Origin of the sequence: Soonwooa sp., assembly GCF_032062245.1 — a bacterium.
GTDB lineage: Bacteria > Bacteroidota > Bacteroidia > Flavobacteriales > Weeksellaceae > Soonwooa.
In genome coordinates, this window is sequence record NZ_DAMBQF010000001.1 from 225,987 (window position 1) to 251,426 (window position 25,440).

Consider the following 25,440-nt stretch of genomic DNA (forward strand, 5'->3'; position numbering starts at 1 on the left):
ATCAAATTAGTTTGTTGCCTTTTTTTTATTTTAGTCTCCAAAACGTTTTCGGAATAACTTGTATCCTAAATTAGTTGGCAAAGACATATAAAAATTTTCTTTTTTCTGTTTGGAAGAAAACTCTGAAGAAAAATAATGAGATAAGTTTAGCCCTTTAAGTTTAGCATAAGCTTTATAGCTATGTTTCCACAATTCCTCATTTTTTTGAGCCTTCCAATTCATCAATAAAGTCATTGCTTTAAAATTGAGTAAGTATTTTAGAATTTGTAATTTTCGTGAAGCTACTTTTTCCGATAAATAATAATCGTTAAGCTTATTAGCAATTGTGATCCAATTGTCAAAATGCACTTTTTTTCGGTTATGAATAACAGATTCCGAGTGCAAATAGTAATTATAGGTTTTCTTTCTTAAAAAAGCAATTTTAGTGAGTTTTAATGCCATCTCGAATGTATGAAGAGAATCTTGCGCATATAATCCTTTCGTAAAGTATATTTTATTATTCCTAAGAAAGTCAAGTCGAATCAACTTGTTCCAACTCGACACAGGAAATCCACCATCTACCAAACACTTAAGAATAACATCGTTACCTTCCAATACATCATCTTTAACTCTTAAAGGGAAAACATCAACTTCTTGATATTCCGGAAGCTTAATTCCTTTAACCTCTCCAACAACAACTTCAGCATTTGTCGCTTCTGCCACTTCAACAAAATCTGCAATTGATGACGCTTCCAATGTATCATCACTATCTAAAAAGAAAATATAATCGCCTGTCGCCTCATCTATCCCTTTATTTCGAACAACAGAAAGTCCAGAATTCTCGCTTAATTCTATCAATTTCCAATTACTAAGTTGACCTTCTCTAATAAAATTCGTCACTAAGTCCGCACTATTATCTGGTGTTTTATCGTTAACTAAAATAACTTCAATATTAGGATATGTTTGCGATTTTACTGACTCCAGCGTCTTGATAATAAAACTTTCACATTTGAAAATTGGTATCGAAATCGTAACTTTTTTGTCATTCATGTTATTCATTATCTGCAAAATTATCATTTTATTTTGGAAAGCAGTATCTTTGGACTACACAAACAAAAGATGATGAGTATTCTAGGAAAATTAATTCTCAAAATTTTAAAAAACGCTAACCTAAAAGAGCTTTCTAAACACCAAAACGCCAACATAAAGATTGGTAATTTTTGTGATTTCAAGTTTTATAATGGTTACAAAAGTATAAGCTTTGCCAAGGACATTAATGTTAGAGATAATTGTCATTTTTTGGTTGGAAAAAATGCTAGTTTAAAAATTGAAAACAATGTATTTTTCAATAATAATTGTTCAGTAAATTGTCTTGACAGTATTGAAATTGGTGAAAATACATTGATCGGAGAATCTGTCAAACTCTACGACCATAATCATAAATACTCCTCTTTACCCAACTTTAAAGTTGAACACCAAAAATTCAAGACTGCTCCTGTCAAAATCGGCAAAAACTGCTGGCTTGGCAGCAATGTTGTTGTGTTAAAAGGCGTAACAATAGGCGACAATACAATTATTGGTGCAGGTTGTGTTATCCATAAAGATGTGCCAGCTAATTCGGTTATCATTAACAAGCAGGAGCAAATTGTAAAATCAATCTAATTATGCTATTCTCTATATTAGTTGCTCATTATAACAACTGGGATTACTTTCAAGATTGTTATAATTCTATAAAAAATCAGACTTATCAAAATTTAGAAATTATCATTGTTGACGATTGTTCTACAGATGGTTCGTACGAAAAATTACAAGAATTGGCGAATACCGATTCTCGCATTCAACTTTTTAGAAATGATGTCAATTCTAAAGTTGGATTTACTAAAAGGAGATGTATCGAAGAAGCGAATGGAGAAATATGCGGGTTCCTAGATCCAGACGACTTTGTAACGAATACTGCAATCGAAGAATCTGTCTTAGCATATAATAGCGAAAACTGCATTGCAACTTATTCAAAAATTAAATTGGTCAATGACAAAGGGAAAGCTGTAGGCGATTTTAAATATTCTCGAAAAATACCTCAACATAAAAATTTGTTCTTTAACATTAATTTTGAAGTTGCTCACTTTTTTACTTTTAAAAAATCTACATACAACCAGACAGAAGGGATAGACCCAGCATTAACATCGGCTGTCGACCAAGATTTGTATTTAAAACTATACGAAAAAGGTAATTTCAAGTTTATTAATTCTTTCCAGTATCTTTATAGACTGCATGACAAAGGGGTATCACAAGACAAATCGAAAAAAGCAAAACTAAAGGAAAATTGGCATAAAGTCATCTTTGCAACTTGCCACAGAAGAAAAATCAACAAACTTTATGGCAAGAATGTGGCAGAAATAACTGACTTACCAAAATATATTTTTGAAAAAGAAAATAGCTTTTTTAAAAAACTTTTACGAAAACTAAGCTAATGGATATCATTATAAAATCTTTCAATCGACCTTATTACTTAGATCGTTGCATTGCTTCTATTATGGAAAATGCTAAAGGAGATTTCAACATTTTTGTTTTGGATGATGGTACACCTCTGCGGTATTTAGAAAAGATTAAACAAAAATATCCATCGATTTCTATTTTAAAATCAAAACAATATCCTGAAAAGATTAAAGCTGTTGAGCAGAATATTGCATCAGGAAAAAAAATTGATGGCTTTACGATTCCCACCGACCTTTGGTATAATCAAATTAAAAAGGCTTCGGATTATGTTATGGTAACTGAAGACGACGTCTGGATGACAAAGCCGATTAACTTTGACACACTGACTTCCGAAATGCAAAAAAGCAAAATTCCTTTGTTAAAGCTAGGTTGGCTTGGGAATTATTCGGACGATAAAAACTGTGATGTCAATAATTTTGGCATTTTTGATTCGGTAATTCCTAAAAAAACATTTACATCGAATCAGTTTGTTATGGATCTTTTCATGTACAACAAGTACAAATTTTTTACGATTTTGTATAAATTAGGTATTGCCGACAACACAACAAAAAGAAAGTACTGGGCACTTAATTCTATCCTGATGGGACTGTATCAGAAAGATTATTGGTTACAAATCTGGAAAGACGCCAGAGGCAAAGTTGACGAAAAACAACAATTGCGAAACGCCGCAGCTTGGTATCACAACAATAAAAAAGCCATCTTTGCACGAACGAAACAAGAGGTTTTAAAAACGACTTTCAAATCTTCGGCAACAGAATCTTATCACGAATATGGAAACAATTTTGATGTTAACAGAATGAATTTTATCCTTAACGAAGCTTGGTACACAGATAAGTTTAACGCCATGGAAAATTATCCAAAAGATTTTTCTGACGACTATATCAAAACATTTTTAGAACAAGCCAATCATCCCGACGCGCAATATTTGGAATGGAAAAAATGGTCAGAAAAATTTAAAACACAATATCGAAATCTAGGGGCTGAAGTCGATAACTGAGAACATAAAACACAATATGCAAAAAATAAAAATACTATTTCGGTTACGATCACTAGAGATGGGCGGTGTCCCACGCGTAATCTTAGATATTTTAGACAACCTCCCAAAGGATAGATTCGATTTAACCTTAATGCTCAATCTCTATCAAGGAGAATTGGTGAAAGAAATCCCCAAGAACATCAAACTTATCGTTGTGGAAAAGGGTAAAGAGCAAATGAGCTCTAATAGATTCCTCCAAAATTTCCAAATGCTTTTTCGCCGCTTAAAGCTGGAGGTCTACACTAGATTTCCATCAATATTATATCATCTGAAAGTTCGTGAAAAATACGATATAGAAATCGCCTCAAGTTACGCAGAATTTGATATGGTGCTAAACTCACCTGATAAAAAATCGCGGAAAATTGCCTGGTTTCATACTGACATTTCTTATGATGTACATCAAAAAAATGAACGCAATCAAAAGACCGCCTCAGAAAGAGTCGAGAAATTAAGGAAATTTGATCATGTAATATTTTGTGCAGCAAATATTAGAAATGCAATTGAAAAATATTATCATATAACATATCCTAGCAGTTCGGTTATCTACAATGCGATTCGAACCGATGAGGTTAAAGAAAGATCTTTAGCCACAAATGTCGATCTTCACAACCTCAAAAAGCCCATTTTTTGTTCTGTCGGTAGACTCAATAAAAGAAAAGCTTATCATACCTTAATCAATGTTCATCAAAAATTGATTAATGAAGGCTTTGAGCACAGCATCATAATTTTAGGAGATGGAGAAGAAAAAAACAATTTGACCCAACAAATAAAGGCGTGTGATGTACAGGAAACTTTTAAATTATTGGGAACAAAAACTAATCCTTTTCCTTACATGAAAAATTCTGATTATTTTGTTTTCCCTTCAAAAACTGAAGCATATCCACTGGTTATTAACGAGGCTCTAGCATTAGAAATACCTATTATTAGTACCAATGTTGGAGGCATCCCAGAGATGATAGATAACGGCATCGATGGTATTTTGGTTAATGATAACGAATCGGAAATCTACGAAGCCATGAAAAAAGTATTTACGCAACCAGAATTATTTGAAAAAATAAGAAAAAACACTGCGAAATCATATAAAAAGTTTGATTCTCAAAAGATTTACAAACAGATCAGTGATGTTTTTGAACAACAATATAATTTATTGAATAAGTGAAATTATTCCTTCGGAAAAGTGAATTGTGAATTTTAAAAATTTCAAAACTTGTAAACACAAATGAAAAAAATTACCATTATCACGCCCACTTACAATCGGGCAAAAACGCTCCCGAAAGTTTTTGAATCTCTTCTCAATCAGAGTTTCAAAGATTTTCTTTGGATTATTTTAGATGATGGTTCCACAGATAATACTGAGAAAGTGGTGCAGAATTTCCAACTGCTGAATACTTTTTTTGAAATTATTTATAAAAAAGATAAAAACCGTCATAAATTTCTAACTGTTTTAGAAGGCGTAAAAATGGTGAAAACACCTTATTTTATGGTGGTAGATTCTGATGATGCATATCCAGAAGACGCTTTAGAAACTTTAATTTCTGAAGTTGAAAAAATAGAAAATCAAGACGATTATATTTCTGTGATGGGACTTTCTGCTGATGAAAACGGTAAAATTGTTGGTGATAAATATCCTAACAATGGTTTTGATGGAAGCATTTTCGAGATGCGCTACAAATACAAAGTTAGAGGAGATAAATTCGGGATTTTTATTACCAAAACCTATCAAAGAGAAGTTTCTGATAAAGATTTTAGTCAATACGAAGGTAAAGGTTACATTCCGCAAAGTGTGATTTTCAATGAGTATGACGCTAGAGGAATTAAGACCAGATTTGTGAATAAAATAGTGCGATTTTACCTAAAAGACGATGATGATGCAGCTTCTGTTTCGAATACAAGATGGAGCGGGAAAAATCTTTTTGGATTGACAGAAGGTCATCTTTCATTCTTAAACGCTTACGGAAATCAATTGTTTTTTTATCCAAAAGCACTGTTGAGAAACTTAATTGGCTACCAAACCTATGCTTTAAAAAGTGGAAGAAAAATTTCTACCATTTTTAATGAGATTAAAAATCCTGTGATTAAAATATTAGGATTTTTTGCATTGCCTTTTTCATTCATCTATCAAAAAAATAAATAATGGAGCAGAAAAAGTCGATTTTACTGGTATATTATAAATTGTTCAAACCTGGTGGTGTTGCCAAGGTTCTTACCAATCTTGCTAATGCTTTATCAGAACAAGGATATACTGTAGAAATTCTTTTATTAATAAATGAAAGAGAGCATTTTTACCCTTTAGATCCTAATATTAAAGTTCACAATATAGATACTTTTTCACATTGGGCATGGAAAATTTGCGAATTCAGTGTAAAACATTTAAGATTTATCCCGAAAATAACAAACATTAACGCTTATATTTATCATATTGGGGTTTTTCTAATGCTTAGAAACTGGATGAGAAAAAACCATCAAAATTATGATACCATTATTTCTGCTTGGTATAAACTATCTAGCTTTCTTAGTCTTAACAAAAAAGCGAATCACAAAACTATTGCTTGGGAGCATGTTACTTACCAAACTGGCGGAATACTTTTTAATGATATTTTAAGAAGATATTACAAAAATCTTAAGGGTATTGTCTGTATTAATTCTCCTGCCATAGAATATTATAAACAATTCAATAGAACTTATTTTATTCCTAATATTATAGGAGAACCTTTTGAAAATCAGCCAAAAATCAATTTTGAAAATAAAGAAAATCTTATTTCTTTTGTAGGAAGATTAGATAAGGAAAAAAATGTAATTACTCTTTTAGAAATTTTCAAAAAAGCCAACATTTCTAAAGATTGGAAATTTCAAATAATTGGTGATGGCAACGAAAGAGTAAATTTAGAACAATTTGTAGAAAAAAATCAATTACAAGATCGTGTAATTTTCTACGGGACTAAAACTTCTGATGAAATTTTAGAATTGCTTAGAAAATCTAAAATATTTGGATTCACATCACTTAAAGAAGCTTTGCCCACGGTTTTGGTAGAAGCTATGTTTTGTAGTAATACTATTATTTCTTACAACTGTAACTATGGCCCAAGTGATATTGTTAAAAACAATTCAGGGTTTTTAATTGATATAAACAATAAAGAAGATTTTATCCAAAAACTAGAAATGCTTACTAATTCTGATGAAAAACTAGAAAAGATGATGGAAAGCGCATCTAAAGAAGCACAAAACTGGAAACAAAATGAAATTCTGAAAAAATGGCAAGAAATAATCTAAGTTTAATAAAACTAAAAATCAGGATTTTAAAAAATAAAATTCTCTGGTGTTTTTGTGAGATAAAATCTAAATTATCTAACAAAAAAATTATTGATTCAGAATTGATCCTTCCTCATGTTGATTTGAAAAACATTTTGATACTTGCCCCGCATGCTGATGACGAGTGGATTGGCTGTAGCCAAGTAATTTCTAAAGCAGAAGAATCTACAGTTTATTATTACAATTTTTTGGGGAAAAATTATCATCAAGAAAACGAAACAATAAGACAGAACGAGATAAGAAATGTAAGTAAGAAAACTGGTTTTAAACTAATAGTTTCTACAAATAGAGAAAAGAATTAATTTCAAAGAACAACTTTTCTGCTATTTTTATCCCTTTTCCGTTAGATTAGCATCCGGAACATATAAAAGTAAATGACATTGCTTTAGAAATTCTCAAAAAAATAGATTTATCCGTACCTCTTTACTTTTATCATATTTCTGTACCAATTCCAGAAAGCATGAGAAATTGTTATTATTTGCCTCTTTCTAAAAAGGAAATTCAAACTAAAATAAAAATATTTGACGATTGCTATATCTCCCAAAAAAATACACCCATTAGAAGGTTTGCCATTCAAAATGTAATTTGGGCACAGTCTCAAAATTTTTATGCTGCTGAAGTATTTGCCAAATATTCTCTTTTAGAATGGGAATTATTTTTGAATTTTGTAGAAGAACAAAAAAACGAGATTGAAAAAAGCATCCATTTAATAGATTATCCAATTAAAATAAGAGAATACAGTGACAAGATATTTTTAAAATTCAATACCTAAAAAACACAAATATGCTTGTAGAAGAATCTATCTGGATTGCCGAAAAAATAAAAGAAATTCTTCCCGAAGAACCTTTCCCTGTGCTTAATATAGGAAGCTCAACCCTTGTCTATAGAACCAAAAAACAGCCATTTATACAAAATAATATTTTTAATCTTTTTTTAGACGAAAAAAAACAAGTTATCCATCTCGACATGAAAGAAGATGAAGGTATAGACTTGGTTGGAGATTTATCTGATGAAAATTTCAGAAACGAAGTGAAAAAACTGAAACCAAAACTTATTCTCTGTAATAATATTTTGATGTATCTCAACAAAAATACCAGAAAAGAATTATCCAAAATATTATTTGAAATTTTAGCCGAAAATGGCTATCTTATTATTACCAATTCTTTGGTGTTTCCTCCGTCTCCAGACCCTGTGGAAGCTTATTATAGAGCAACCCCTGAAAAAATGTATAAAAGTCTTTTTGCTAATTTTTATTTAATTGATCAAAATATAGCGAAAACAGAATATAGTTTTTATAAATTTTTACAATCTAAACCCAAATTAATTTTAATAAAATTATTGAGACTTTTTATGCCTTGGTACAAAAGTAAAGAATGGTGGTTTATGATGAAGTATTATTTATCGGGGATTAAAAAAAATTATTCTGCTACCTGTTTGTTTTTAAAAAAAGAAAACAATGGATAAAAATCATATATTGTATTGTTAAATTTTAAGATTTTGGAAAAGAAAAAAATCCTCATCAGAATTGGATCTCTGCGTCATGGTGGTGCGGAGAAAGTTTTGGTGATTTTCCTCAAAAATTTGCCGTCAGACAAATACGAAGTGGACCTTTTACTTAACCTATATTCAGGGAAATATCTTACCGAAGTTCCGAATTGGGTTAATGTGATGTACCTCAACAAAGGCGAAATGATTACGACCAATCGCCCGCAAGACATTCCTAAAAAAGCCTATCGCGTTGTCTATCAGCGTTTATTGAAAAAATATCCAAAAATTCTTTATAAGCGAAAACTCAAAAACAAAAAGTATGACATCGAGTTTGCTGCAATCCACGGTTTTATGGACGAAGTGCTTAATAGTCCTTTGACGTCCTCAAAAAAACTGATGTGGATCCATAATGATTTGACACAAGTTGAAGGCTATACCAAAGAAAAAATCAGACGCTTTTTCAAATATGATAAAGTGATGGTTATTTCTGAAAAAATAAAACAAACCTTCGAAGATCTTGCTATTTCCGAAACTGAGAAATCCAAAATTGTTAGAATTTTCAACCCTTTGGATACAGAAGAGATTTTAACAAAAGCGGAAAAACCTTTAGAAAATTATAAGTTTGATGGCACACTTCCGACTTTCATCTCGGTTGGGACTATTTTCCCTCAAAAAGGATTTGACCGACTTCTTAAAGCTCATAAAAAATTAATAAATGAAGGATTAGATCACCGACTTCTCATCGTTGGCGATGGTTATGATTTTGAAAATATTAAAAAACTAAAAACCGAACTTGGCGTTGACAACACAGCCACAATGATGGGTTTTACAGACAATCCTTATCCTTATTTTAAGAGAGCGGATTTTTATATTTTAAGTTCTCGTTACGAAGGTTTCCCAACCGTTTTATTCGAAGCGATGACACTTAACAAAAATATTATTGCAACAGATGTTTCTGGCGTTCGAGAAATGTTAAATGACGGCGACTTGGGTTTAATCATAGAAAACTCCGAAGAAGGTATTTATAAAGGTATGAAAAAAGCTTTATTACATCCTCAAACTTTTGAAAGTTATCAGGCTAAACTTCAAGATTACGAAATGCCATTTAACCTAAAAAATTCTGTGAAAGGGATTACAAATATTATCGATAATCTTTAACTTTGCAATATGTCTTATACGACCATTCAAAAAGATTTTTACAGAGAAAGTGGACAATATTTGTCACATTTTCAGATACTAAGAAAATGCTTTAGTCCAAATCTGCATTATATCTATTGGTTCCGAAATGCGCAAAAACATCCCAAATCTTCATTAACAGGGAAAATCTACAGATTCATTCTTCGTCATTATCAAATTAAATATGGTTTCCAAATCTATGCAGAAACTCAAATTGGCGAAGGATTTTATCTCGGACATTGGGGACAATTGGTGATTAATCCAAAAGCTGTGATTGGCCGCAACTGTAATATTGCACAAGGTGTAACCATCGCACAAGCCAATCGTGGAAGGCGCGAAGGCGTACCAACTATTGGCGACGAAGTCTGGATTGGTCCCAATGCCGTTATTGTTGGTGGCATCACAATTGGGAATAATGTTCTTATCGCGCCTAACGCTTATGTAAGTACAGATGTGCCAGAAAACTCCGTAGTCATCGGCAATCCTGCGCAGATTACACCTAATAATATGGCCACAGAAGGCTATATTAATAATAAAGTAAAATATTAAACTTTGTTAATATTTTTAATTTTTTAATCAAAATAAATTACTTTTGCATCATTATTGATTCAATCTATCAAAACACCGTATTTAATAGTTAAAGTAATTTTAACCTTAAATATATATTTTTATGCAAGATTCGTACAACAAAGTTTTTGAAAACAACCGTCAATGGGTAGAAGAAATGAAATCTACCAACGCAGACTTTTTTAAAAACTTAGCAGAAGGTCAAAACCCAGAATTTTTATACATCGGATGTTCCGACAGTAGAGTTCCGGCAGAAGACTTGATGGGATTGAAACCTGGTGAAATTTTCGTTCACAGAAATATTGCTAACGTGGTTAACAATATCGACATGAATGTTAATTCGGTTATTGAGTATGCGGTTAGTCATCTAAAAGTGAAACACATTGTTGTATGTGGACATTATGGATGCGGCGGTATTAACGCAGCGATGCAATCGACAGACCTTGGTCTACTTAACCCTTGGTTAAGAAGTATTCGTGACGTGTATCGTACACACCAAGAAGAGTTAGACGCAATCACTGACCAACATCAAAAGTTCGACAGATTGGTAGAACTCAATGTACAAGAGCAGTGTATTAACGTAGTGAAAGCTGCTGCAGTACAAAAAGGCTTTGTCCAAAATGGTTATCCCGTTGTGCACGGATGGGTTTTCGATTTGAAAACTGGCACATTAAAGGATTTGAATATTGATTTTGAAGGCATTCTTCACAATATTCAGAAAATTTATGATTTGACAGAATCTACTTGGTCGGTTCCAAAAATGGAAAAATAACCTTGTAAAAACTGTTATTAAAGCAATCTTATGAAGTATTTGAGTATTTTAGTTTTAGCAATCTTTATGAATTTCACAGCCTTACCGAGTATGGCTGCGGTTTTCGGATGGGATTTGCCAACGACTAATGTATCGATTGCTGAAGAAGAAGTAAAAACAAGCTCGTCATCTTTTAATGAAAAGGTAACGCCTAATCCACTTTCGATACACGACTTTATTAAGTTTTTCGAATCTGATCTTGGCAAAAAATCTTTCACCCTTATTGATGACAACGCGAGTATCTCTCCGTATATCCCTATTTTTTCGCCACCTCCGAATCAGATTTAATTTTAATCAAGCTTCCCTTTATCAACTATCGGGAAACTCCTCTTATTCAATTAATTAAAATTAAATTTTCAACGTAGAAAACTTCAGTTACGTCAGTAATGAGGTTATATACTTATACTTTTTCGGATATGAAAAAAGCAAAAAACTTCATGGGCTTATTCAAGGAGAATTTCCCATCAGGACTTGTCGTCTTTTTAGTTGCCTTACCACTTTGTCTTGGTATCGCATTAGCATCTGGCGCACCACCATTAGCAGGAATTATCTCAGGTATTATCGGGGGCTTGGTTGTCGGATTTATTAGTAACTCGCACATTTCGGTATCGGGGCCAGCGGCAGGGCTTACAGCCATTATTATTGCTGCCATCACAGACCTAGGCTCTTTTGAATTGTTTTTAGCAGCTGGTATTATCGCCGGTGTTATACAACTTATTTTAGGTTTTATTCGAGCTGGTAGTATTTCCAACTATTTCCCCAACAACGTTATCGAAGGTATGTTGGCGGGTATTGGTATTATTATCATTATTAAACAAATTCCGTTGGCATTAGGCTACAACAGCAATATTGCAAGCGAATCAATTTTTGATAACGGAATTAATCCTGCCTTTTTCACTAATTTACTTTCAGCGGTACATCCAGGAGCAATCGTGGTAACTTTAGTTTCAATAACAATTCTACTCATGTGGGATAAAGTTAAAGCTTTAAAGAAACTAAAACTTTTGCCAGGCGCTTTGGTAGCTGTTATTGCAGGTATTGTTTTAAATCAAATCTTTTTAGTGAGTGGAAGTTCTTTAGCGATTTCAAAAGAGCATTTGGTAAATCTTCCTGTCCCGAAAACGGCAGACGATTTTAAAGCAATGATTACTTTCCCAGCTTTTGAAGGTTTTTTAAACTATAAAGTTTGGATTGTTGGTGCAACGATTGCGATTGTAGCTTCTATCGAAACACTTTTGTGTATCGAAGCTTCGGACAGACTCGATTCTAAAAGAAGAATTACAGACACCAATCTAGAGTTGCGTGCGCAAGGCATTGGTAACATTTTGAGTTCTTTAATTGGTGGACTTCCAATGACTTCGGTTGTTGTGCGAAGTTCTGCAAATGCGAACGCTGGTGTAACCAATAAAATCTCAACGATGATACATGGTGTTTTGCTACTTGTATGTGTGCTAAGTATTCCATTTTTGTTGAATATGATTCCGCTAGCGACTTTGGCTGCCGTTTTAATCTTAATTGGTTACAAACTAGCAAGTCCTAAAAACATCATGCATTTTTGGCACAAAGGAAAATATCAGTTTATCCCTTTTATAGCAACGATTATCGCAATTGTAGCAACAGATTTATTAAAAGGTGTGGCTATTGGTTTGGCAATTTCGATTATCTATGTTCTTCAGGGTAATATGAAACGTGCTTATTATCTGAGTCGAGAAAAACTTAACGCAGCAGATGAAATTAATATCAAACTTGCAGAAGAAGTTTCGTTTTTAAATAAAGCTGCGATTAAGAAAACGCTGAAAAACATCAAAGCAAATTCTATCGTAACCATCGATGCGAGAGGCACATCTTACATTGCGACAGATGTATTGGAAATGATACAAGATTTCGCTAATATTAGAGCTGTAGAAGAAGATATCGAAGTACGATTAGTTGGTTTTAAAACCTCTTATAAAGATTATGCAATCGACGAAGATTCTCATGTAATTATTGAGCATCGAAGAGCGATTTAATTACAAAAACTCTTTTTTCACTTATATTCTATCAAAGAAAAGCGAACCAAAATTTGGTTCGCTTTTCGATTTTATTTACCATTAAAAGCTGTCATCGTATTCCCCACACCAGCGAACACAAAAGACAAACTAGCATTCGCAAACTTATCCAGTCGTTCTGGTAGTTTTTCATTTTCTTCTTCGGACCATTTCCCGAGCACATAATCGACTTGTTGTCCATCTTTAAACTCAGCAGAAATCCCAAAGCGAAGTCTTGTATAATTTCCTGTATTAAGAACTTCTTCAATATTTCTAAGTCCGTTATGACCACCTGCGCCACCTTTCATTTTCATTCTTAAAGTTCCGAAAGGTAAAGCCAAATCATCGGTAATCACTAAAACATTTTCCAACGGAATATTCTCTTTTTGCATCCAAAATCTAACCGCATTTCCGCTAAGATTCATGTAGGTATCAGGTTTAAGAACAAAAACTTTTCGGCCTTTGTGCTTACCTTCTGCCAACAATCCAAAATTACTAGATTTGAAAGGCGTTTCAATTTTTTCAGCGATTTTTTCAGCAACTTTAAACCCGACATTATGTCGGGTCTCAGTATATTCGTCACCTTTGTTGCCTAAGCCAACAATAAGATATTTCATAGTTTAATAATATTCGAAAGTAATTTTTCCACCATTATCACTTCTTGTACCAGCAACTGGATAATTATCAGTGTTGTAGGTGTATGTCATATCATAAGAAACACTATCACCAACCACTTTAATAGTTTTATAGTTGTTTTGAGAAAACATAGCGACAGGCGAAGATGAACCTAACATGAAATTCATAGAAAAAGCTTTAAAAGCTTCAGGAAAATTTGCAAATGGATTCTTTTTATCATCAAAATTAGACATTAGCATTTCCACTTTCGGGAAAATCGGAACCGTTGAAGTCAATTTAAACGAAGTAAGATTGGCTCCAGTAAAACCCAATGTACTATCCAAACTTCCCATCTCACTAGTACCATTTTTGAAAGTAGATTTAGCACCAGAAATATTACTTGCTGAATATCTAAACTGTGTATCAATATTATAAACCTCAACATCACTAGATTTTGCGACAGCTTTCATAGAAGTTAGCTTTCCTCCAGTGTATACCAAATCATAGGTTGTATCCATTTGCGACTCGCCCTCTTCTTTTTGAGTTTGCTTTATTTGCGATAACTCTGTTCCGTTATAAACAAGAACATACGTATACTCATTTCCATGACTAGATTTGGAATATACTTTTGTAAGCTTATCTGCGTCGTATGTATAAGTGGTTGTTAAAACATCCCCGTCTCCATTCGTATCTTCAATTTTTTTTAGCTTTTTGACTGATGTATTTGTATTACCATAATTAACCCCTACTAACGAATCCCCAGTTATGTCTCTTGTAGAGTCACAAGAACTTGTGATTAAAAAAGCACCAACAACAACTAAAATTTTGAAACTTAATTTCATCTTTTAAATTTTTACAAAAATACTATATTTCGATTAATCCTAACTTGCTAAAATCTTCTGCAATAAAACATTAACGGCATCCACATCATTAATATTGTCAATACGCATCATGAGCTGACTTCCTTCCTTGCCGGCTTTCTCCTTTAGCTGCGCTTCTGCTGGATTAAGTTGAAGATAGGAAATGATCTTTCTAAACTTTTCTGTTTGATAAAACTTATCTTGCGGATTGCTTGGGAAATAACCTAAAAAGACTCGATTTTTCATAACAATTTTATCAAAACCAATATCAGCCGCAAGCCATTTTAGACTAACACTTTTTAATAAATTAATCGCTTCTTTTGGTAACGCACCAAATCTATCAACCAATTCATTTTCAAATTTTTGCAAGTCTTTTTCATTATCGATATCCGCCAATTTTTGATACAACAAAAGTCGCTCTTCTGTACTCGACACATAATCGTCTGGTAACATCAAATCCAAATCGGTTTCAACATTAACTTCTTTGGTAGATTTAATTAATTTTTGACGCTCTTCTTCATTATCAAACAATTTCTCAAATTCTTCATCATCTTTTAATTCTTCCAAAGCTTCTTGCATAATTTTTTGATAAGCTTCAAAACCCATTTCGTTGATGAAACCGCTTTGCTCACCACCCAACAAATCTCCGGCACCACGAATTTCTAAATCCTTCATCGCTATTTGGAATCCACTTCCCAAATCTGAAAACTGTTCAATTGCTTCAAGACGTTTTCTAGCATCGGAAGTCATCATATCCATAGGCGGCGTTAGAAGGTAACAAAAAGCTTTTCTGTTACTACGACCAACACGACCACGCATTTGGTGCAAATCAGCCATCCCAAATCGGTGCGCATCGTTAATGAAAATCGTATTCGCATTAGGCACGTCTACTCCACTTTCGACAATGGTTGTCGACACCAAAACATCATATTTGCCTTCCATAAAGTCGAGGACATTTTCTTCAAGCTTTTTGCCATCCATTTGTCCATGTCCAGTAATTACTCGAGCATCTGGAACCAATCTTTGGATTAGCCCCGCAATGTCTTTAAGGTTTTCAATTCTATTATTAATAAAATAAACCTGGCCACCACGTTGTAACTCGTAAGAAACCGCATCTCGAATCAATTCTTCATCAAAACCGATTAACTGTGTATCAACAGGTTGACGATTAGGCGGTGGTGTTTTAATAACCGATAAATCACGAGCGGCCATCAACGAAAACTGTAAAGTTCTCGGAATCGGCGTCGCTGTCAAAGTCAACGTATCGATATCACTTTTCAGGGTTTTAAGTTTATCTTTTACAGAAACCCCGAACTTGTGCTCTTCATCAATAATTAAAAGTCCCAAATCTTTGAATTTAACATTTTTGCTAACCAATTGGTGTGTACCAATGACAATATCAATTTTGCCTTCTTCAAGTCCTTGTATGGTTTCTGATTTTTGTTTTGCAGTACGGAATCTATTGAGATACGACACATTAACTGGAAAGTCTTTAAGCCTTTCTTTAAAGCTCCGATAATGTTGAAATGCCAAAATTGTAGTCGGCACCAAAATCGCAACTTGCTTCCCATCAGTAGCTGCCTTAAAGGCAGCACGGATTGCAACCTCCGTCTTACCGAATCCAACGTCACCACAAATCAAACGATCCATCACCGTTTCGGCTTCCATATCATGTTTAACATCAATAGTTGCTTTCTCTTGATCTGGCGTATCTTCGTACAAGAAACTCGCTTCCAATTCATTTTGTAAATAAGAATCTGGTGAAAAAGCAAATCCTCGCGCCATTTTTCGTTGGGCATATAGTTTAATCAAATCAAATGCAATCTGTTTAACTTTAGCTTTAGTTTTCTGTTTTAAAGTCTTCCAAGCAGGAGAACCTAACTTGCTTAAAACGATCTCGCGACCATCTGGTCCATTATATTTCGAAATTTTATGAAGCGAATGAATACTCACATAAAGCAAGTCGCCATTCTTATAACTTAGCTTAAAACATTCCTGAACTTTGCCATCATTAGTAACTTTTACAAGTCCCATAAATTTCCCAATTCCGTGGTCAATATGGGTAATGTAATCACCAATTTTCAAAGATGTTAAATCCTTGAGTGTCAGCTGTTCACTTTTAGCGAATGAATTCTTTGCTTTAAAACGTTGGTAACGATCAAAAATCTGATGATCTGTGTAGACTGAAATTTTATTCTTGCTGTCGACAAAACCTTCATGAAGCTCTGACAAAAATCCTTTGTAAGGCACTTCTTCTTCCAGTTCTCCAAAAATAGATTCTAGCCTTTCTTTTTGTTTTTCTGTTGAAAAGGAAATCCAAGTATCATAACCTTCTGCTTGTTTCTCCATTAAATCTTCAATCAAAAGCTCAAAGTTTTTATGGAAAGAAGGTTGCTGTGTTTGGAAAGCATCAACTTGATGAAATTTAATATCATCTAATTTGAGTGTATCCAAAGTAAAATCAACTAAAACCCTATCCTTCAAAGAATTAACAAAATCATCTTCCGAAACAAAAAGCTCCTTTGGACTTTGATGTTTGATATCTTTATTAAGACTTTCAAATTTTGTTTCTGCTTTTTCGTAAAAATTCTTAACCTGAATAAATGACATAAAAGCATTCTTCGCTAAAACAAAACAATCTTTTGGCAACAATTCGAACAACGAAACCTTACTTCCAGTAACGCTATAATTCATGTTCGAAACCAATTGAAAATCCGTTACTTTTCCAACAGAAAGTTGCGTTTCGATATCAAACGTTTTTATGCTTTCAACTTCATTTCCAAAAAATGTTATTCTGAATGGTTTTTCGTTCGCAAATGAAAATACGTCGACAATTCCACCACGAATAGAAAATTCGCCAGGCTCAGACACAAAATCAGTTTGGTTAAATTGATAATGATTTAATAATTCATCAACAAAATCAAAATCCAATTGATCACCAACTTTGATGTGATGTGAAATCGCTTTAAAATCTTCCTTCTTCAAAACCTTCTCCGACAGCGCGCCAGCATAAGCCACAATTATTTTAGCTTTTTTACTGGAATTCAACTTATTAAGAACCTCTGTTCGAAGTACAAGATTGGCATTTTGCGTCTTTTCTATTTGGTAAGGATCAAGATGCGTTGCTGGAAAATACAGAACATTTTCTTTCCCAACAAGATCTTCTATTTCCGCATTCGCATACAAAGCCTCTTCTTTATCATTAAAAATAAAAAGAATGCTTTTCTTCTGAGTAACAAACAGTTCCGCAGCAAAAATAGAAGCAGACGATCCCGCCGAACCTTTCACAGAAATATGTTGATATTGCTCCAAAGCCTCGAAAATGGATTTCCCAAATTCGTTTTTCAAAAGGTCTGGAAGAAGATATTGTTGAATGGTTTTTAGTGACATAAATTCTAAAGTCTATAAACGACATAACGATTCCGAAAGTTTTCCGGAATCGTATTTATTATGCAAATATAAGAAATCTGAAATTTTCATATCTTAGCTTTCTAAAAATTCGATGCAAGCATGCTAAAAACGTTACGGTTTTTCAGTTACATAATGATCGTTGTTTCTCTTATTATTTCTTGTAAGAGCAGTGATGATTCTGATCTTTTTCGTGCTTATGTTGAAGGAAAGGTTATACCTGGACCAAATAGCGCAGAAGATTTTATGATCTCACCAATCCATTTAATAAGCAACAACAGAATTATCGGAGAAACTTTTCCGAAAGAAAATGGACAATTTGTTATAGCTGGTCCATACGCATCAGGAGATTACAAACTTCAATTCAAATCAAAAATTAAAACTTTTTCTAACAGCAATACTAATTGCAAAATAGCCTCAGATTCAGTCAGTATTATTATACCATCTGGTGTGACTTATTTAGTTTTTAATGAAATAAAATTTAAATAATGTCAAGACTTGCACTACTTCTCATAGTTATCCCTACACTTGTTTTATCACAATCGAGAAAAAAGAAAGCCTTGCTTGAAGAAATGTCGTTTTCGATCGAACCAAACGTTCGCGTTATGAAGGCTATCGGAGATAACTCGATGAATAAAGCGCTTTCTCCATTTGTTGGTTTTGGTCTTGGAGGAATTCTGTATGTTTATAAAAACTTTGGACTAACAGCGGAATACAATTATATGACTGCAAATCTCAATCAAGATAACCAAGGCGGTCTTTTTGGTTATATGTCTGCTGCGACCATGCACAATGTAGAATTTTCAGGACTTTACAAACACAACATTAGCGAAGCTGTCGACCTTGAAGGCCTTGCAGGTGCTAGTATCTATAGAGTTTCCTCAAAGTTCATCGACAAAGGAGGAAAATTTAATGAAGGAAATTCTGGTTTTCATATTGGAGGCAAAATTCTTTACACATTGGATCGTGAAGGCGTTCAACAAGTTGTTTTTGGAACAAAACTCAATTATTATACAGCCAGTATTAGAAATCAAAATCCGGACATCGAAAAATTCTACTCTAAAGCTTGGTTTCTAAATTTCAGCGCTGCTTACCGAATTAACTTTTAAGTTTCATTTTAATGTTTTTTTAATCTTTGATAAATTATAGTTAAATATTTCAAATTCGTTTTAGCGAATGAAATTTTACTATACTTTTACCACAGAATTCACAAAGCAAACAAAATGAAAAATATCCTAACAGTATTAACTTTAAGTTTAGGTTTAGGAATTGCGAGTGCGCAAAGCACCCAGCCTTCTACATCTAAAACAACACCTGTCAAACCAGTTACTACAACGGTAAAAAAAACAGAGTTGAAAGAAGTTAAATCCTCAACAGGTAAAGCTGTTGTGACAGATACGAAGACAACATCTGTAAAGCTTAAAAAAGACGGCACACCTGACAAGCGTTACAAGCAAAATCAGCATCTTAAAAAAGATGGTACGCCAGACAAGCGTTACAAACAGAATAAATAATTTTTCATAACTTTTATTTTTAGCGTGAACCTTGTTTCAGATTTTTCTGAAGCGAGGTTTTTTATTGCATAATATTTGCTAGACTTTACAAAATCACAATATTATGACATTCGACTATCCAATGACAACACTTAGCGAACTTATGGCACAACTTGCCCAAAATGGCATTAACAAAGAAGTTCGCATGAATGATGATAAAGTATTTGAATTGCAAGGCGCAGGGAAAATCTACAATAAACCTGACGAATTATTAATTATTCGTGCCTACAGATTCGAAGGAGAAAGCAATCCTTCCGATAGCGCCGCTTTGTATGTTATGAAAGACAAAGATGGTGAAATAGCTTACCTTATCGAAACTTATGGCGCCGAAAGTAATTATGACGGACCAGAATTTGATGATTTTCTAAAGGCGATTCCGTTTGATGAAGATTCACAATTTAAACTGTCGTAATAAAAAAGGTGCTCAATAATTGAGCGCCTTTTTTACTTTATCTCAAGCTCTATCACATAACCTTCGTGTCCACGAACATTGATGAAATAGTCACCTTCGAATTGTAGATATTGTCCTTTAATACCCTTAAGTATTCCAGTGAATTCTGGTTGCTTATCCAAAGTGAAAACATTGACTTTTCCTGGCGCTGTGTATGGATAATCTAGTTTTACAATATTTTCTTCATCGCTTGCAAACTGCTTAAAATCCTTCGGAAAATACTCCGAAATTTTATCACGAAATTCTTTTAAATCCAAATCAGATTCAAGTTCCGACATTAACATTTTTTTATAGTTGGTTTTGTCTGCGATATGTTGTTTTAGTTCGACCTCGATCATTCCCGCTTCATAACGATTTTCGGTTCTCGCAATTGGCAAAGCAAAAGTTGCACCTTGATCAATCCAACGTGTTGGCACTTGCGTCTCACGCGTCACACCGACTTTAACGTCGCCCGTGTACGAAAGATACACGACATGAGGAACTAACTGAATAGATTTTTCAACCTCTAAATCGCGCTCTGCAATACCAAGATGTGCTGTTGACAACTCTGGACGAATGATGGTGTCGCTCGCATATGGGCTTTCGAAAAAGCATTTCTTACAAAATCCCATTCTGTAGATTTTCTCATCACTGCCGCAATTTACACATTGATAACCGATATGTTTGATGCGAAGTTCTTTTCCGAAAATTTGATTCATCGAAATCAAATCATCATTTAGATTTAAAAAATATTGAATAGGTTCTGCCAATTGCGAACTCATCTTTAGAATTTGTCCAGAAAATATCATCTCAAAAATTTAAGACTATAAAATTAGTCTTTTCTATTGTATCATTATTAAAATATGTGCGAAAAACTGCAACTTGTTACAAAAGCTTTTTATTAAAAATCTCTTTATTTTATTACATTTGCGAATCAAGAAAACACAAGTATGCAATATCTGGTTACAGGTGGCTCGGGCTTTATCGGCTCTCACCTTGTCGAACATCTTCTCAAAAATGGACATTCTGTCATTAACATCGATAATTTTGATGATTTTTACGATTATAAAATCAAAATTGAAAACACTTTAGACAGTATTGGACTTTCTCCAGATTTTAGTTTTAAAACAAAAGAAGAAGATATTGCAAAACTTGAAAGCTTGACTAAAAGCGACAAGTATCAACTTTACTATCAAGACATTCGAGATTTAGATGGTTTAGAAAAAATTTTTGATAATCATAAAATTGATTTAGTAATTCACTTGGCGGCTTTGGCAGGTGTTAGACCTTCTATTGAAAGACCTTTGGACTACGAATCTGTCAACATCCGTGGCACAATGAACCTTTGGGAACTTTGCAAAAAACACAATATTAAAAAGTTTGTTTGTGCATCTTCTTCAAGTGTTTATGGTAATAATGAGAAAGTTCCGTTTTCTGAAACTGACAATGTTGACAGACCGATTTCGCCTTACGCTGCTACTAAAAAATGTGGTGAAATAATGGGACACGTTTATCATCATCTTTATAGTATAGATATGATACAGTTGCGTTTCTTCACGGTTTATGGTCCGAAACAGCGTCCAGACTTGGCAATTCATAAATTCACGAAATTAATTTCTGAAGAAAAAGAACTTCCTTTCTATGGCGATGGCAGCACGGCGAGAGATTATACCTTTATTGATGATATTATTGATGGCATCCTGAAATCAATCAATTATCTTGAAAAGCATGACAACGTCTACGAAATCTTGAATCTTGGCGAAAGCGAAGTCATCAACCTCAACGAAATGCTATCAACCATAGAAACAGAAATGTCACAAAAAGCACATCTCAAAAAACTGCCAATGCAACCTGGCGATGTGACAAAAACGAATGCTGATATTACAAAAGCTATGACAATAATTGATTATAAACCAACGACCAACTTCCAAAATGGCATAAAAAAATTTGTGGAATGGTTTTTGAGAAAAGCTTAGCAAGTCTCGCGAAACAATATTAAATACAGCACTTCGCAAGCTTTTTATTAAATTAAACTTAAAAATAAATTTAAAAAGTTTTTAAATTTATTTGAAAATTGAGAATAAAACTTATATTATATAACCTATTTTTTTACTTTTGCAAAAAATTAAATTATGTACTGGACTTTAGAATTAGCTTCATATCTGAGCGACGCACCTTGGCCAATGACTAAGGCAGAACTTATCGACTATGCCATCAGAACTGGTGCGCCAATGGAAGTTGTAGAAAACTTACAAGCCATCGAAGACGAAGGTGAAGTCTACGAAAGCATCGAAGAAGTATGGTCTGACTATCCGTCTGACGAAGACTTCTTGTGGAACGAAGACGAATATTAATATTATAATAATGCCTTTGGACAACCTCCAAAGGCTTCACTGAATTATTAACGAAGAAGACATATGGTTTTCTTCAAAACTAAGGATGATTCCTGACGAAAAAATCAATAGATAATGAGTTTTTTAAATAGTGTTCTTAAAAGTTTTTTGGGTGATAAAAACGCAAAGGACTTAAAAGAAGTAAAAAAAGTTGTTAACAAGATCAAAGCTGTAGAGCCTAACATTCAGCAACTAACAGATGATGGACTGAGAGAGAAGACAGAAGAGTTTAGATCAAAGATCAAAACAGCTACAGCTTCTATTACAGAGCAGATTAACTCTGTACAAGAACAAATAAAAACTACAGAAAATGTTGATGAGAAGGAAGCACTTTTCGGTAAAATAGAAGCTCTTAAAAAAGATTCTTACCAAATCGAAGAGAAAGTCCTTGGAGAGATTCTTCCAGAAGCTTTCGCATTAGTAAAAGAAACTTCTAGACGTCTCGCTCAGAATGGATCAATCCGCGTGAAAGCCACTGATTGGGACAGAGAGTTGGCTGCAACTAGAGATTTCGTAGAGTTGGAAGGCGACATTGCCGTTTGGAAAAACCAATGGGACGCAGCTGGTACAGCCGTAACTTGGGATATGGTACATTATGACACTCAGTTTATTGGTGGTATTGTACTACACTCTGGTAAGATTGCGGAGATGGCAACTGGTGAAGGTAAAACTTTAGTAGGGACACTTCCAATATTCTTAAATGCACTTCCGGGACGTGGTGTACACGTCGTAACAGTTAACGACTATCTTGCAAAACGTGACTCCGCTTGGATGGGACCATTATATATGTTCCACGGGATGACCATCGATTGTATCGATAACCACCAACCTAACTCGGATGCTAGAAGAAAAGCTTACCAATCGAGCATTACGTACGGAACAAACAACGAATTTGGTTTCGATTACTTAAGAGATAATATGGTAACTTCACCAACCGAATTGGTACAAGGTGAACTTAACTTTGCGATCGTCGATGAGGTTGACTCAGTTTTAATTGATGATGCAAGAACGCCATTAATTATTTCTGGACCAGTTCCACAAGGTGATAGACAAGAATTTGATGTTTTAAAACCATCAATCGATCGTATCGTTGAAATCCAAAAAAGAACCATAACAGGTATTTTTAATGAAGCAAAAAAATTAATTGCCAACGGAAATACTAAAGAAGGTGGTTTCAAATTATTACAAGCTTACAGAGGACTTCCAAAATCTCGTCCTTTAATTAAATTCTTATCAGAAAGCGGAAATCGTGCATTACTTCAAAAAGTTGAAGCGCAATATATGCAAGACAACAACCGCGACATGCCAATTGTAGATAAAGATCTTTATTTTGTGATTGATGAAAAAAACAATCAAATCGATCTTACTGACAAAGGTGTAGAATATATGTCTGCTGGTAACGAAGATCCTAACTTCTTCGTATTGCAAGACATCGGGACAGAAGTAGCAGAACTAGAAAAACAAGGTTTAACAAAAGAAGAAGAATTCGCTAAAAAAGATGAATTGTTCAGAGATTTCGCTGTTAAATCTGAGCGTATCCATACCCTTAACCAACTTCTTAAAGCTTACACACTTTTCGAAAAAGATGATGAGTACGTTGTTATCGATGGTGAAGTAAAAATTGTTGACGAGCAAACTGGTCGTATCATGGACGGTCGTCGTTATTCTGACGGTCTTCACCAAGCGATTGAAGCTAAAGAAAATGTAAAAATCGAAGCAGCGACACAAACTTTCGCAACGGTTACTTTACAGAACTATTTCCGTATGTACAACAAGTTAGCAGGTATGACTGGTACAGCGGAAACTGAAGCTGGAGAATTCTGGCAAATTTATAAATTGGATGTTGTGGTTATCCCAACCAACAGACCAATCCAAAGACATGACAGACACGATCTGGTATACAAAACGAATCGTGAAAAATATAATGCCGTAATCGAAGAAATTGAAAAATTAACAGCTGCTGGAAGACCAGTTCTTGTAGGGACAACTTCGGTAGAGATTTCTCAATTGTTATCGAGAGCATTACAACTTAGAAAAATTAAGCACCAAGTTCTTAACGCGAAACTTCACAAGAAAGAAGCGGAAATCGTTGCTGGAGCAGGTCAACCAGGTGTTGTAACCATTGCAACTAACATGGCAGGTCGTGGTACCGATATCAAGCTTTCATCAGAAGTTAAAGATGCGGGAGGTTTAGCAATTATTGGTACAGAAAGACACGACTCTAGACGTGTTGACAGACAGTTAAGAGGTCGTGCTGGTCGTCAAGGAGATCCAGGTTCTTCACAATTCTATGTGTCTTTGGAAGATAACTTGATGCGTCTTTTCGGTTCAGAAAGAATTGCGAAAATGATGGACAGAATGGGCCATAAAGATGGTGAAGTTATTCAACACTCAATGATTTCTAAATCTATCGAAAGAGCTCAGAAAAAAGTTGAAGAAAATAACTTTGGTATTCGTAAAAAGCTTCTAGAATATGATGACGTGATGAACAAACAACGTGACGTAATCTACAAGAGAAGAAAGAATGCATTGTTCGGTGATCACCTTAAGTATGATATCGTTAACATGATCTACGATACGTCTGCATCTATTGTTGCGGCGGCTAAAGCTAACGGAAACTTCAAAGATTTTGAATTTGATTTAATTAAATATTTTACAATGGAATCTCCGGTTACTGAGCAAGAATTCAGCAACTTACAAGAGAAACAATTGGTGGACAAAGTATTTGCAAGCGCACAAGAAGATTACAAAATGAAGTTGCAACTTCTTAAAGAAAAAGCAAACCCAATCATCGAGAATGTTTTCCTTAATCAAGGTAGCATGTTCAAAATGATCCAAGTTCCTTTCTCTGACGGTGTTAAAACAACAACTATTGTAACAGATCTTCAACAAGCTTACGAAACTAAGTGTGAGAGTCTTATCACAGATTTTGAAAAAAATATCTGTCTTGCAATCATCGATGAAAACTGGAAAACTCACCTTCGTGAGATGGACGACTTGAGAAGATCATCACAAGGTGCTGTATACGAGCAAAAGGATCCGCTAGTAATCTACAAGCAAGAGTCTTTCTTCCTATTCAGCGAGATGGTTGACAAGGTTAATAAAGAAATCATTTCATTTTTATACAAAGGCGAAATTCCTGCATAAGAATATTAAATATCATAAAACCGGAGATTTTTCTACAATCTTCGGTTTTTTGTTTTTAAAATTAAAATACTAACGAGCTGTAGATTGAAAAAAACTTTAAAACAAAACTTTTATTATCTTTTGAAACTTTTGTGCTTATCATGTT

26 protein-coding genes are annotated in these 25,440 nt (G+C 33.9%); 21 read left to right on the forward strand and 5 right to left on the reverse strand.

Features of this window, described 5'->3' with window-relative positions; translation table 11 throughout:
* Positions 1–30 precede the first annotated feature (30 nt).
* A complete protein-coding gene (locus RT037_RS01005; protein ID WP_313027246.1) occupies positions 31–1,029 on the reverse strand; it encodes a glycosyltransferase in 999 nt (332 codons plus the stop codon).
* Positions 1,030–1,098: 69 nt separating this feature from the next.
* On the opposite strand from RT037_RS01005, the gene RT037_RS01010 reads away from it, so the two are divergent.
* The 14 genes from RT037_RS01010 (at position 1,099) to RT037_RS01075 (ending at position 12,871) form a co-directional block, all read left to right on the forward strand.
* Positions 1,099–1,641 carry an acyltransferase gene (locus tag RT037_RS01010; protein WP_313027249.1) on the forward strand — a complete coding sequence of 181 codons (543 nt, stop codon included), beginning with the start codon at positions 1,099–1,101 and terminating at the stop codon, positions 1,639–1,641.
* A gap of 2 nt (positions 1,642–1,643) precedes the next feature.
* The gene (locus RT037_RS01015; RefSeq protein ID WP_313027252.1) at positions 1,644–2,450 is read left to right on the forward strand and encodes a glycosyltransferase family 2 protein; all 807 of its coding nucleotides are present in this window, start codon (positions 1,644–1,646) and stop codon (positions 2,448–2,450) included.
* Entirely contained in the window at positions 2,450–3,472 is a 1,023-nt protein-coding gene (locus tag RT037_RS01020) for a glycosyltransferase (protein WP_313027255.1), read from the forward strand. Before RT037_RS01015 ends, RT037_RS01020 begins: the two co-directional genes overlap by 1 nt.
* 16 nt (positions 3,473–3,488) lie before the next feature.
* Complete coding sequence (locus RT037_RS01025) at positions 3,489–4,670, forward strand: glycosyltransferase (RefSeq protein WP_313027259.1); 1,182 nt, start codon at positions 3,489–3,491, stop codon at positions 4,668–4,670.
* Between the two features lie 60 nt (positions 4,671–4,730).
* Positions 4,731–5,645, forward strand: a complete 915-nt coding sequence (locus RT037_RS01030) for a glycosyltransferase family 2 protein (RefSeq protein ID WP_313027261.1) — start codon at positions 4,731–4,733, stop codon at positions 5,643–5,645.
* Positions 5,645–6,781 (forward strand): glycosyltransferase, encoded by a 1,137-nt coding sequence (locus tag RT037_RS01035; protein ID WP_313027266.1) that lies wholly within the window; start codon positions 5,645–5,647, stop codon positions 6,779–6,781. The genes RT037_RS01030 and RT037_RS01035 overlap by 1 nt, the downstream gene beginning before the upstream one ends.
* Positions 6,763–7,122 (forward strand): hypothetical protein, encoded by a 360-nt coding sequence (locus RT037_RS01040; protein WP_313027269.1) that lies wholly within the window; start codon positions 6,763–6,765, stop codon positions 7,120–7,122. Before RT037_RS01035 ends, RT037_RS01040 begins: the two co-directional genes overlap by 19 nt.
* Positions 7,123–7,280: 158 nt before the next feature.
* Positions 7,281–7,592, forward strand: coding sequence for a hypothetical protein (locus RT037_RS01045; protein WP_313027272.1), 312 nt, complete (start codon positions 7,281–7,283; stop codon positions 7,590–7,592).
* Between the two features lie 11 nt (positions 7,593–7,603).
* On the forward strand, positions 7,604–8,284 hold the full coding sequence (locus tag RT037_RS01050; RefSeq protein WP_313027276.1) for a hypothetical protein: 681 nt from the start codon (positions 7,604–7,606) through the stop codon (positions 8,282–8,284).
* Between the two features lie 33 nt (positions 8,285–8,317).
* Positions 8,318–9,466 carry a glycosyltransferase gene (locus RT037_RS01055; RefSeq protein WP_313027280.1) on the forward strand — a complete coding sequence of 383 codons (1,149 nt, stop codon included), beginning with the start codon at positions 8,318–8,320 and terminating at the stop codon, positions 9,464–9,466.
* A 9-nt stretch (positions 9,467–9,475) separates the two neighbouring features.
* Positions 9,476–10,033, forward strand: coding sequence for a serine acetyltransferase (locus tag RT037_RS01060; RefSeq protein WP_312321612.1), 558 nt, complete (start codon positions 9,476–9,478; stop codon positions 10,031–10,033).
* 121 nt (positions 10,034–10,154) lie between these two features.
* Positions 10,155–10,823, forward strand: coding sequence for a carbonic anhydrase (locus RT037_RS01065; RefSeq protein WP_313027284.1), 669 nt, complete (start codon positions 10,155–10,157; stop codon positions 10,821–10,823).
* 30 nt (positions 10,824–10,853) lie between these two features.
* Positions 10,854–11,150 (forward strand): hypothetical protein, encoded by a 297-nt coding sequence (locus RT037_RS01070; RefSeq protein ID WP_313027289.1) that lies wholly within the window; start codon positions 10,854–10,856, stop codon positions 11,148–11,150.
* 128 nt (positions 11,151–11,278) lie between these two features.
* On the forward strand, positions 11,279–12,871 hold the full coding sequence (locus tag RT037_RS01075; protein ID WP_313027292.1) for a SulP family inorganic anion transporter: 1,593 nt from the start codon (positions 11,279–11,281) through the stop codon (positions 12,869–12,871).
* A gap of 71 nt (positions 12,872–12,942) precedes the next feature.
* On the opposite strand, the gene pth is transcribed toward RT037_RS01075, so the two are convergent.
* Genes pth through mfd form a run of 3 tightly spaced genes read right to left on the reverse strand, consistent with a single transcriptional unit; the run spans position 12,943 to position 17,754 of the window.
* A complete protein-coding gene (pth, locus tag RT037_RS01080; protein WP_312321605.1) occupies positions 12,943–13,506 on the reverse strand; it encodes an aminoacyl-tRNA hydrolase in 564 nt (187 codons plus the stop codon).
* Between the two features lie 3 nt (positions 13,507–13,509).
* Positions 13,510–14,346, reverse strand: a complete 837-nt coding sequence (locus RT037_RS01085; RefSeq protein ID WP_312321604.1) for a hypothetical protein — start codon at positions 14,344–14,346, stop codon at positions 13,510–13,512.
* Between the two features lie 39 nt (positions 14,347–14,385).
* A complete protein-coding gene (gene mfd, locus RT037_RS01090) occupies positions 14,386–17,754 on the reverse strand; it encodes a transcription-repair coupling factor (RefSeq protein ID WP_313027298.1) in 3,369 nt (1,122 codons plus the stop codon).
* A gap of 153 nt (positions 17,755–17,907) precedes the next feature.
* Here mfd and RT037_RS01095 point away from each other — a divergent pair, with 153 nt between their 5' ends.
* The 4 genes from RT037_RS01095 to RT037_RS01110 all read left to right on the forward strand — a co-directional run bounded on the left by RT037_RS01095 (position 17,908) and on the right by RT037_RS01110 (position 19,737).
* Positions 17,908–18,261, forward strand: coding sequence for a hypothetical protein (locus RT037_RS01095; protein ID WP_312321602.1), 354 nt, complete (start codon positions 17,908–17,910; stop codon positions 18,259–18,261).
* Positions 18,261–18,881: a hypothetical protein gene (locus tag RT037_RS01100; protein ID WP_312321601.1), complete on the forward strand. Its 621-nt coding sequence runs from the start codon at positions 18,261–18,263 to the stop codon at positions 18,879–18,881. Before RT037_RS01095 ends, RT037_RS01100 begins: the two co-directional genes overlap by 1 nt.
* Positions 18,882–18,995: 114 nt before the next feature.
* A complete protein-coding gene (locus tag RT037_RS01105) occupies positions 18,996–19,286 on the forward strand; it encodes a hypothetical protein (RefSeq protein ID WP_312321600.1) in 291 nt (96 codons plus the stop codon).
* Positions 19,287–19,389: 103 nt separating this feature from the next.
* Positions 19,390–19,737, forward strand: coding sequence for a hypothetical protein (locus RT037_RS01110; RefSeq protein WP_312321599.1), 348 nt, complete (start codon positions 19,390–19,392; stop codon positions 19,735–19,737).
* 32 nt (positions 19,738–19,769) lie between these two features.
* Here RT037_RS01110 and RT037_RS01115 read toward each other — a convergent pair whose 3' ends face one another.
* On the reverse strand, positions 19,770–20,564 hold the full coding sequence (locus RT037_RS01115) for a DUF2797 domain-containing protein (protein WP_313027308.1): 795 nt from the start codon (positions 20,562–20,564) through the stop codon (positions 19,770–19,772).
* Positions 20,565–20,705: 141 nt separating this feature from the next.
* Between RT037_RS01115 and RT037_RS01120 the strand changes: the two genes are divergently transcribed.
* From RT037_RS01120 to secA, 3 genes are all read left to right on the forward strand, one after another.
* A complete protein-coding gene (locus RT037_RS01120; RefSeq protein WP_313027311.1) occupies positions 20,706–21,731 on the forward strand; it encodes a GDP-mannose 4,6-dehydratase in 1,026 nt (341 codons plus the stop codon).
* A 156-nt stretch (positions 21,732–21,887) separates the two neighbouring features.
* Positions 21,888–22,109 carry a DUF2795 domain-containing protein gene (locus RT037_RS01125; protein WP_079666493.1) on the forward strand — a complete coding sequence of 74 codons (222 nt, stop codon included), beginning with the start codon at positions 21,888–21,890 and terminating at the stop codon, positions 22,107–22,109.
* A gap of 114 nt (positions 22,110–22,223) precedes the next feature.
* A complete protein-coding gene (gene secA, locus RT037_RS01130; protein ID WP_313027316.1) occupies positions 22,224–25,295 on the forward strand; it encodes a preprotein translocase subunit SecA in 3,072 nt (1,023 codons plus the stop codon).
* Positions 25,296–25,440: the final 145 nt, after the last annotated feature.

Excerpts from the sequence above, each read along its gene's own strand:
- RT037_RS01005 (WP_313027246.1), bottom strand. The coding sequence starts at position 1,029 with ATGAATGACAAAAAAGTTACGATTTCGATACCAATTTTCAAATGTGAA.
- RT037_RS01010 (WP_313027249.1), top strand. The coding sequence starts at position 1,099 with ATGATGAGTATTCTAGGAAAATTAATTCTCAAAATTTTAAAAAACGCT.
- RT037_RS01015 (WP_313027252.1), top strand. The coding sequence starts at position 1,644 with ATGCTATTCTCTATATTAGTTGCTCATTATAACAACTGGGATTACTTT.
- RT037_RS01020 (WP_313027255.1), top strand. The coding sequence starts at position 2,450 with ATGGATATCATTATAAAATCTTTCAATCGACCTTATTACTTAGATCGT.
- RT037_RS01025 (WP_313027259.1), top strand. The coding sequence starts at position 3,489 with ATGCAAAAAATAAAAATACTATTTCGGTTACGATCACTAGAGATGGGC.
- RT037_RS01030 (WP_313027261.1), top strand. The coding sequence starts at position 4,731 with ATGAAAAAAATTACCATTATCACGCCCACTTACAATCGGGCAAAAACG.
- RT037_RS01035 (WP_313027266.1), top strand. The coding sequence starts at position 5,645 with ATGGAGCAGAAAAAGTCGATTTTACTGGTATATTATAAATTGTTCAAA.
- RT037_RS01040 (WP_313027269.1), top strand. The coding sequence starts at position 6,763 with ATGGCAAGAAATAATCTAAGTTTAATAAAACTAAAAATCAGGATTTTA.
- RT037_RS01045 (WP_313027272.1), top strand. The coding sequence starts at position 7,281 with ATGAGAAATTGTTATTATTTGCCTCTTTCTAAAAAGGAAATTCAAACT.
- RT037_RS01050 (WP_313027276.1), top strand. The coding sequence starts at position 7,604 with ATGCTTGTAGAAGAATCTATCTGGATTGCCGAAAAAATAAAAGAAATT.
- RT037_RS01060 (WP_312321612.1), top strand. The coding sequence starts at position 9,476 with ATGTCTTATACGACCATTCAAAAAGATTTTTACAGAGAAAGTGGACAA.
- RT037_RS01065 (WP_313027284.1), top strand. The coding sequence starts at position 10,155 with ATGCAAGATTCGTACAACAAAGTTTTTGAAAACAACCGTCAATGGGTA.
- RT037_RS01070 (WP_313027289.1), top strand. The coding sequence starts at position 10,854 with ATGAAGTATTTGAGTATTTTAGTTTTAGCAATCTTTATGAATTTCACA.
- RT037_RS01075 (WP_313027292.1), top strand. The coding sequence starts at position 11,279 with ATGAAAAAAGCAAAAAACTTCATGGGCTTATTCAAGGAGAATTTCCCA.
- pth (WP_312321605.1), bottom strand. The coding sequence starts at position 13,506 with ATGAAATATCTTATTGTTGGCTTAGGCAACAAAGGTGACGAATATACT.
- RT037_RS01085 (WP_312321604.1), bottom strand. The coding sequence starts at position 14,346 with ATGAAATTAAGTTTCAAAATTTTAGTTGTTGTTGGTGCTTTTTTAATC.
- mfd (WP_313027298.1), bottom strand. The coding sequence starts at position 17,754 with ATGTCACTAAAAACCATTCAACAATATCTTCTTCCAGACCTTTTGAAA.
- RT037_RS01095 (WP_312321602.1), top strand. The coding sequence starts at position 17,908 with ATGATCGTTGTTTCTCTTATTATTTCTTGTAAGAGCAGTGATGATTCT.
- RT037_RS01100 (WP_312321601.1), top strand. The coding sequence starts at position 18,261 with ATGTCAAGACTTGCACTACTTCTCATAGTTATCCCTACACTTGTTTTA.
- RT037_RS01105 (WP_312321600.1), top strand. The coding sequence starts at position 18,996 with ATGAAAAATATCCTAACAGTATTAACTTTAAGTTTAGGTTTAGGAATT.
- RT037_RS01110 (WP_312321599.1), top strand. The coding sequence starts at position 19,390 with ATGACATTCGACTATCCAATGACAACACTTAGCGAACTTATGGCACAA.
- RT037_RS01115 (WP_313027308.1), bottom strand. The coding sequence starts at position 20,564 with ATGATATTTTCTGGACAAATTCTAAAGATGAGTTCGCAATTGGCAGAA.
- RT037_RS01120 (WP_313027311.1), top strand. The coding sequence starts at position 20,706 with ATGCAATATCTGGTTACAGGTGGCTCGGGCTTTATCGGCTCTCACCTT.
- RT037_RS01125 (WP_079666493.1), top strand. The coding sequence starts at position 21,888 with ATGTACTGGACTTTAGAATTAGCTTCATATCTGAGCGACGCACCTTGG.
- secA (WP_313027316.1), top strand. The coding sequence starts at position 22,224 with ATGAGTTTTTTAAATAGTGTTCTTAAAAGTTTTTTGGGTGATAAAAAC.